This window comes from Sphingobacterium lumbrici, assembly GCF_006476045.1.
GTDB lineage: Bacteria > Bacteroidota > Bacteroidia > Sphingobacteriales > Sphingobacteriaceae > Sphingobacterium > Sphingobacterium lumbrici.
This window is the reverse complement of sequence record NZ_SRZY01000002.1, coordinates 73885-82770: the sequence shown is the minus strand read 5'-3', so window position 1 is coordinate 82770 and position 8886 is coordinate 73885. Positions and strand designations below refer to the sequence as shown.

Annotated in this window: 7 protein-coding genes; all 7 read right to left on the bottom strand. The window is 37.7% G+C overall.

The features are described from left to right. Window positions 1-444: 444 nt before the first annotated feature. Entirely contained in the window at window positions 445-1965 is a 1521-nt protein-coding gene (locus E4F24_RS00705; RefSeq protein ID WP_140936688.1) for an NAD(P)H-hydrate dehydratase, read from the bottom strand. Window positions 1966-2318: 353 nt separating this feature from the next. Continuing rightward, window positions 2319-2852, bottom strand: a complete 534-nt coding sequence (locus tag E4F24_RS00700) for an OmpH/Skp family outer membrane protein (RefSeq protein ID WP_140936687.1) — start codon at window positions 2850-2852, stop codon at window positions 2319-2321. 86 nt (window positions 2853-2938) lie between these two features. Further along, window positions 2939-3472: an OmpH/Skp family outer membrane protein gene (locus E4F24_RS00695; RefSeq protein ID WP_140936686.1), complete on the bottom strand. Its 534-nt coding sequence runs from the start codon at window positions 3470-3472 to the stop codon at window positions 2939-2941. Between the two features lie 46 nt (window positions 3473-3518). Beyond that, window positions 3519-6098, bottom strand: coding sequence for an outer membrane protein assembly factor BamA (gene bamA, locus E4F24_RS00690; RefSeq protein WP_140936685.1), 2580 nt, complete (start codon window positions 6096-6098; stop codon window positions 3519-3521). 202 nt (window positions 6099-6300) lie between these two features. Beyond that, the gene (locus E4F24_RS00685) at window positions 6301-7038 is read right to left on the bottom strand and encodes an undecaprenyl pyrophosphate synthase (protein WP_140936691.1); all 738 of its coding nucleotides are present in this window, start codon (window positions 7036-7038) and stop codon (window positions 6301-6303) included. Between the two features lie 27 nt (window positions 7039-7065). After that, on the bottom strand, window positions 7066-7875 hold the full coding sequence (gene porG, locus E4F24_RS00680; protein ID WP_181182324.1) for a type IX secretion system protein PorG: 810 nt from the start codon (window positions 7873-7875) through the stop codon (window positions 7066-7068). Between the two features lie 91 nt (window positions 7876-7966). After that, window positions 7967-8860: an NAD kinase gene (locus tag E4F24_RS00675; protein ID WP_317130732.1), complete on the bottom strand. Its 894-nt coding sequence runs from the start codon at window positions 8858-8860 to the stop codon at window positions 7967-7969. Window positions 8861-8886 lie beyond the last annotated feature (26 nt).

The following is an 8886-nucleotide window of genomic DNA, read 5'->3' as shown; positions in this document are numbered from 1 at the left end:
TTTCAGTGGCTAAAACATACCCTACAAAATATCATGTCGATCAACCATAAAAAATTAAAGGATCTCTATCCGCAGAACTATAAGAAAAGTATCGAGCAATCAAATATGTAGTTCATCGGGCGCATACTTATAAACTGATAATTTTCAATAAATTAGTTTATAATGTATATTTAAATCCTGCAGAAATCTTCTTTTCGTCAGGATTTTTTCTTGGGAACTTTTACTCCTGCTTTTTCGCCGGAGAAAAAGCAATAGCAACAGCCTGTTTTTTTGATGTCACTTTTTTGCCCGGTATCCGTTTTAAGCCTTTCTTCTTTCATTTCGCACATGGCTTGGAGTAACCATAGACCATGCTGGATAGTTAATAAAGAATTTAGCCGAAAGCCTTATTCCCGGTTCATTTGAAAATTAAAGTATTGTAATTTAATTGGGGTATTATTTACTTCAAGGGGCTACTATATTCCATGCCGAAGAAATATGTTCAATAATATCAGAGGCAATAAGACTTTTGGGATGTATTGTCCGTATTGCTAAATCTGAAGCTAGTCCATGTAGAAAGACACCTACTCGGGCTGCATCTTGAGGCGAAAATCTCTGAGCTAATAACGAAGCAAGCATACCACTCAACACATCCCCGCTACCTGCCGTAGCCATTCCCCAATTTCCCGTAGAATTAAAATGAATCTCACCATTAGGAAAGACGACAGCCGTATTAGCACCTTTAATAATGGTAATCACTTTATATGTATTAGAGAAGGTAAGTACCTTTTGCAGTTTCTCCAAATCATGTTCCCACGAGCCTATCAAACGTTCAAGCTCTTTCGGATGAGGAGTAAGAATACTAAAAAGAGGTAACAGATTTAGCCATTCCTGATGCATAGCGAGAATATTGAGGGCATCAGCATCGACTATCAAAGGCGTAGTGTTTTTTTGTTTTGATAATTTTCTTAGTAGTAAAAACAAAGATTGTTGTGCTTTTTTATCTGTGCCCATACCCATACCTATCGCAATAGATGAATAGGAAAGAAGATATTCAGGAACTGTTGACAGGCTATTTGTGTCCTTATCTGTGATGGTCATGGCTTCGGGAAAGCTACTTTGAAGTATCGTGTAACCGCATGTTGGGATATAGCTGCTCACTAAACCACAGCCTGTCTTTAAGGCTGCTTTACAACTTAAAACAATAGCACCGATTTTTCCAAAGCTGCCTCCTGCAATGAAAGCATGTCCAAAGGTGCCTTTGTGGGCAAATCTATTGAATTTAGGGATGACACCCGTTATGTCCTCAAGGAGTGTATAATAATACTGAGTGTCTAACTCTTTAAGGGCTAATTGATCTAATGCGATATCTAAGACGATTACTTCTCCGGTATAGGGTGCATTTTCAGGAAGTAATAAACATAATTTGGGAGACTGAAATGTGTAGGTATAATCCGCTTTAATTATGGGATTATGTTGACCGATATGTGCATCTGATATCAGACCGGAGGGCACATCAATCGCTACGATAGTATTTGACTGGCTATTGATATGATCGATAATTTTCCCCCACTCTGAAGACAACGGTTTTGATGTACCATACCCAAAAAAGGCATCAATAATAAGTACACTAGCCGATATATTTATTACGGATGTGAGGTCAATTTTTTCAAATGGAATACCCTTATTGAGCAAACGCTTTTGATTGATAATATTGTCAGAAGAATAATTGTGGTGTGTAAGCAGATATATGAAAGCGTGATACCCCGCATCGTGAAGTAATCGCGCCAGTGCAAGGCCATCCCCACCATTATTACCCGGGCCACAAAAAATAACGATTGGGGTGTTCACTAGATCAAAATCCTTTTTTAATTGTGCGAACAGTGCTTGCGATGCCCGTTCCATAAGATCAATAGAGGCTATTCCTTCTGTCTGCAAGGTAAGTGTATCCATTTGTCTCATTTGTGTAGCAGAAAGCACTTTCATAGGGAAGCGAGTAGGTGAATGATGCTAATGTAAATCTACAAAAATGATTTGAGGAAAAAGGAATACATCTTTGATTTTAGTTTGTCCACTCATTACATTCAGATGTTCTATTTATAGTATTTTTAAAACTTGTTGCTAAATATTTTGTCTGGATCGTACTCAAGTTTTAGCTAAAAAAGTGTTCGCTTGTGGGTATGATTTGCTCATTACTAACGACCATTGTCGTCTTCGAAAAATAGCAAAACACCTTTCCTCAATAGCCCTTTCAAACGGTTATACATTCATTATTAAATTATAAAAAAAGAGGCTGTCTCATTTTGAGACAGCCTCTTTGTATTGAAAGTTGCGATATCTTATTTTATACCTAATTTGGTTTTTACATCAGCCGAAACATCTTCACCACCTTGGAAATAAATTACGCTTCCGGCAGCAAGATCTAATATATAGGCATAACCTTTTTCTTGTGCAACCGCATTGATTGCTGTCATTACTTTTTGTTGAATAGGAGCGAATAATTCTTGCTCTTTTTTACCTAGTTCCTCTTGGGATACTCTTTGAATCTCTTGGATACGACTTTCGATCTGACGTATTCCTTCGGCTAAAGTTTGCAATTCTGCATCCACGGTTGCTTTATTAGCTTCACTTCTATTTAGTAATTTTTCGTTATACTCGGTTTGTTTTTTTGTGTATTCTGCCACCATTCCTTGAAATTCTTTTTCTTTGGTTTCTGTCAAGGCTTTGAGCTGATCTGCTGCTGTTTTAAAATCAGCTGTAGCTTGGAGAATTTCTCCTGAATTTATATGTCCAATTTTTTGTTGTGCATTTACAACCTGAGTTGAAATGAATAATCCCGCTACTAATGCTGCTCCTTTTAATAAATTTTTCATTCTTTCCATTTTTGTCTATTAGATACAAATCGTCTGTTCTTATTTATTCTGTTAATTATATTTTTTGCAATTATACTAATTATAACTTATTGTGCAAGTTGGGCATCAGGTTTAAATCCTAATTTTGTAATAATATCATTACTTTTATCCAGTTTTGGATTTGCAAATAAGAAGGTGATTTCGGATCCTTTATCTAAAATAAGATCCAATCCTTGCGCATTAGCAACATCTTGGATGGCCTTAGCTACGCGATCTTGAATAGGTTTTACCAAGCGGATGCGTTGTGTGTATAATTCACCTTCATATCCAAATTTCTGTCTTTGGAATTCCTTTACGGCTTTTTCTTTATTTACGATTTCATCCTCACGTCGTTTGCGCATATCATCATTTAACAGTACTTGATCGTTTTGGTAGGCCTTATATAGACGTTCTATTTCACCGTATTGCTTATCTACTTCTTCCTGCCACTGTACAGAAAGATCGTCCAGATGCTTCTGAGCCGATGCGTATTCAGGGATATGTCTTAAAATATATTCTGAATCTACATAGGCTAAACGTTGGGCAAAAGAAGCCGTAGCACCAAGCGTTAAAAAGGCTAATACAACAAATATCTTTTTCATTTTCTTTCGTTATTTTGTAGGACAATTATAGGAATAAAAAGTTTAATTAAAAACCTCCCATATTTTGCATGATACTAAATGTAAAATTTTGTTTCCAGTTGTTTGAGTTCATACCTGGGATAGGGTCAAACGCATGACCATAATCAATACCAAGCATACCAAAAATAGGTAAAAATATACGTGCACCAACACCGGCCGAACGCCTTACTTTAAACGGGTTTACCTCCGAGAATTTATTCCAGGTGTTACCCGCTTCTGCAAAAGCTAATACAAAAACGGTAGCTTGCTCGTTAAGCATCACCGGATGACGGAGTTCCATTTGATATTTAGCATAAATCGGGCTACCTGAATTGATCGCAATCTGTTGGAATCCGTTGCCGGTAGATTCTGGAATAATGGTACCATTGGCATAACCTCGCATTGCCAAAATCTCAGAACCTTGTAAGAAGTCGAATCCCTGCATACCATCACCACCTAATTTGAATCGTTCAAATGTAGAGGTAGGGGTTTCTGTAGAATAGCTTCCCAAATATCCAAATTGCGCCTGTGTTTTTACCACTAATTTACCGACAACTTTAGTGTACCATTGGGAATCGAATTTCCATTTGTGGTATTCTGTCCATTTGTATTTAACATTATCCGCTGCAGTTGCGTAGTTAATATCATTAAACAGGGAATATGGAGGAGTTAATTGTACGGAAAATTTGATATGTGATCCCGAAGTTGGGTAGATAGGTACATCTACCGAGTTACGACTGATCTCCTGGGTAAAGTTAACATTATAGGCCGTACCATCAGAAAACAGGAAATAATTGCCATAATTCTGTAGCTTATATCGCTGGAATGATAATGAACTATTGATTTGAAAATAGTTATCCGGCCATTGGAGACGTTTACCTAATGAAGCGGTAACACCTGTCATCCAGATACGGTTCAATTCAGAATCTCGCACCATCTGTTCACCTGTATAGTAGTTAAAACCTCCGTATGAAGAGTTAGAAGTGTAGGCACTTAACCCAAAATAAACAGGTTTTTTACCGCCCAACCAGGGTTCTGTGAACGAAAAGTTATAGGATTGATAACGTTTACCCGATGTTTGTCCCCGAACACTTAATTTTTGTCCATCTCCACGAGGAAGGGGTTTCCAAGCATCTTTTTTGAATAAGTTGCTTGTCGAAAAGTTGTTGAAGGTTAAACCCAGCGTGCCGATAATTTGACCTGCACCATAACCACCCGACAACTCAACCTGATCGGAAGGTTTTTCGGTGACATTGAATACGACATCGGTTGTACCCTCTTCGTGATTCATCGTAGAGGAAGGGATGTCCGGTGTGATCTTTTGCTCATCAAACATACCCAGTTGGGAGATTTCACGGATACTTCTCATGATAAGTTCACGTGAATATTTTTGACCTGGTTTTGTGTATATCGAACGTAATACAACGCGGTCATTCGTTACATCATTACCCTTTACAATAACATTGTTAATCGTGTATTGCTTGCCCTCGCTCACCTGGATTTCCAAATCTACAGTATCTTGGTTGATGCGCTTGATAACCGGATTGATACTAAACGTCAAATATCCGTCATTTTGATAAAGCGAACTGATATCATCACTATTGCGGGTAGGTCCCATCAATTTGGTGATCATTTTTTCTTCGCTGTAAACATCGCCTCTTTCAATACCTAATAGGATATTCAATACCGAATCCTTGTAACGCGTATTACCCGTCCAATCAATACTACCAACATAATATTTAGGACCTTCATAGACTTCTATATCGATAGCGATTTCATTTTCATCATAGCGGTAAATGCTATCCGACAGGATCTGAGCGTCACGGTAGCCTCTATCTTGTAACTTCGCAATCAACTTTTCTTTTGCTTCGTCGTATTTATCTTCTTTGAATTTACCGGGGCCAAAAATTCTATACCATTTACGTGGTTTTACCCCCTTTAAGAATTTTGACATTTGGTTATCGGAGAAGATTTCGTTGCCCGTGAAGTTAACTTTGCGAACTTTGATTTTTTTATTCTTTTCGACATCAACAACGACAATTTCATTATTAGCTTGTGCGGTATCTTTAAAGGTTTCAATCTTGATATCAGGATATAAGAACGATTTTTCGCGTAAGAAACGTTGTATGGTGGATCTTGTTGATTGTAATAGATTTTCATTAACAATCTTACCAGCACCTTCATTTAATCTTTTGCGGATTTCTTCTGTGTGTGATTTGCTTAGCCCATTGATGTCAATGCGAGTTAAACGCGGTCTTTCTTGCACACGTATATCAAAAAAGATGTTTTCTTCTTCGATTCGTGTTGCCCATAACTGCACATCGTCAAATAGGTTTTGGGCCATTAAGTTTTTAATAACATTTGCGGTAGCCTCTCCAGGCACTTCTATATATTGACCAATCACAAGCTTCGAAATCGTAATCAATACTTCTGCATCTAAATATTGTACTCCGGATACCGTAATACCACCTATTATGTAGTCCTTTGGTTGTAGATAATTTATTTCATTGGGATCTGAAAGATTAATTGGATTCTTGCCGATTTGCGAAAATGTCGATGTCCAGCTCAATAAAAAAAATGCTGTTATCAGTATATATAGTTGCTTCATTACTTGTTATTATGGATGCTAAAGTACATCAAACTGTTGTTAATTTTTGTTAAAAGAAAAATACGTCTATCTAGTTAATTTTTAGCGTTTCCGCTACAAAGGTAATATTTTCATTATTATAAATCGTTGTTAAATGGCAATGAAGCTTCCATGAGCTATTTTAATTAATTTCCTATTTTAAGTGAAGGCTCATGCAGGTTCATTATAATTGTTCACTTGTTTTTCCAAATCGGCGTTCCCGTTGCTGAAAATCAACTATGGCTTCGAATAAATCATTCCTTGTAAATTCGGGCCACATCTTGGATGTAAACCATAGTTCTGTATAGGCCATCTGCCAAAGCAGGTAATTACTAATCCGATATTCTCCACTAGTTCTGATCATCAGATCAGGATCTGGCAGGTCTGCTGTGTAGAGGTGTTGCTGAAATATATCTTCGCTGATATCTTCTACATTTAAACGACCATCCTTTACTTGGCCTGCAATTGCTTTAGCTGCATCCACTATTTCTTTGCGAGAGCCGTAGCTCAACGCGAGTGTGAGTGTACAACTGGTATTGAATTTTGTCGCCTCTATGGTTTCTTTCAATTTCTCCTGACAATTAAGGGGTAAATCTGTGATGTTTCCAATGGTATTTAGTCGAATGCCATTTTTCTGAAAAGTCTTTAGTTCTTTACTTAAGGAGTTTACCAGCAATTCCATCAGTGCTTTGACTTCCATCTTCGGACGATTCCAGTTCTCTGAGGAAAAAGCATAGAGTGTTAAATACTGTACGCCTATTTCAATAGCACCTTCTAAGGTTTCTCTTACTGCACTCACACCGTTTTGATGCCCAAATACGCGTAGCTTACCTAGACCTTTGGCCCAACGTCCATTTCCATCCATTATAATGGCAATATGTCGGGGTACATTATTCTTGTCTAGTTTGTCCTTCATTGTCATGATATTCTTCTTCACAAATCTATAAACCTATTGCCACCAATAACATTTCGTACTTATTAATGTGTACGTTAATGTAAATCCGGCAGTCATAAAGCCATCGTAATTCTTGCCATTTCCCCTTGCTTTGCCCCGATGCTCTTCAAGCTGACCACTGGGATCGGCTAAGAAATCCCAGGTTTGAGGGGATACAGCAGACGTTTTTGGACGTGAGGTCGCATAATTTTTACTCACATTATCAATGTTGTCATTGAAGGTGTTACGGTAAATTACTTCAGCGCCAACACTCCAAGGACCTTTTATATTGTATTTAAATCCTAGCCCGAAAGGTACAGAAAAGGCAATTTTAGAATATTTGTCAGGATTATGTTCCAGATCATATTCTAACTGCAACTCCCTCAACTTAATAGTTTTTCCGTCTAAATTCACATAAGGGTCATGCAATGACGCAGATACACCGGCAAGAAGATAAGGCGTATAACGATTGATGGCTCTACCGGCAATGAATTTAAAAAAATTAAATTCTGCAGTTACCGAAAGTTCTTTAAGGTTATTATTAAACTGTAATGCCCGATCTTGTTGCGTACCAAATTTGGAATCCAGATCATTTCCATGAAGTGAAACGTAGTTAAACCCTGCCTTGATTCCCCAAGTGGGGTTCAGGTTATATTTTACAGCGAGACCACCGCCAATACTTTGATAATAAAAGGGATTATTAGTGTTAATATCGCCCATATAGCCGGTTCCAAATCCTATAATACCAAATTCGTACTGCTGCGCATCGGATTTTACATGTGCACAGAGTATAAATAGAATAACGATATATCGGAAGTAGACCAATTTTATTGATTTTGGATGTAAAGATAAAGTTTTTAATAGAATACTTTATCTTTAAATTTTGTTAAATAGTACGGCTATCGCGATTGGCTGTCTAATAATTACGTACATCTATTCCCCAGAGGAGTTTTTCGCGTAACGTACGGAAATAGGCATCTTTTTCCAACCGTATCAAGTTAATACTAAAAGGTGCTTTTTTAATAGTTAATTGAGTAGAAATAGGTAATGTTTCACTTCTGGAATCGCAACTTAAAATGAAATTTTCTGTTCTACTTTCAATTTCGAGGTGCAACTCCATATCGGCAGAGACGACAATGGGCCTGACGTTTAAATTGTGTGGAGAAATAGGGGTAATGACAAAATTCCCACTTCCAGGCATAATAATTGGTCCGCCGCAGCTCAGTGAATAGGCTGTAGATCCAGTAGGGGTAGCAATAATCAACCCATCCGCCCAATAGGAGTTAAGGAGTTCGCCGTTGATAGACGTATTGATGGTAATCATAGACGATGTATCAAAGCGAAATACGGTAATATCGTTAAGCGCAAAATTTTCCCCGCCAAATAAATCGAGTCCCTCTGCTTCAACCGATAGCAAGGCACGAGATTGGATGGCGTATTCACCATTTAGTATTTTTTGCAGCGCTTCTTTGATTTCAGTTTTCTGGATATTTGCTAGAAATCCCAATCGACCAAAGTTAATACCGGCTATCGGAATCCCTGTGTCTTTTATGATAGATACTGCGGAAAGCATAGTTCCGTCTCCACCTAAGCTAAGCATAAAGTTGATGTGTGTAGGCAGATCCGCATACGATGTAAACGTTTTTAGACTATCTGGGCACGAAACATGCGCTTTAAGGAAGGTGTAGAAATCGTTGTATAGGTATATGTCTATCTCTTTTTCGGCGAGGAAAGTGAAAAGCTCTTCTACGAATGTATTTACAGATGTATTAAAAGCTCTTCCGTATATGGCTATAGCGATACTACTCATTACGAAGTTTTATGTTTTTCACAAAA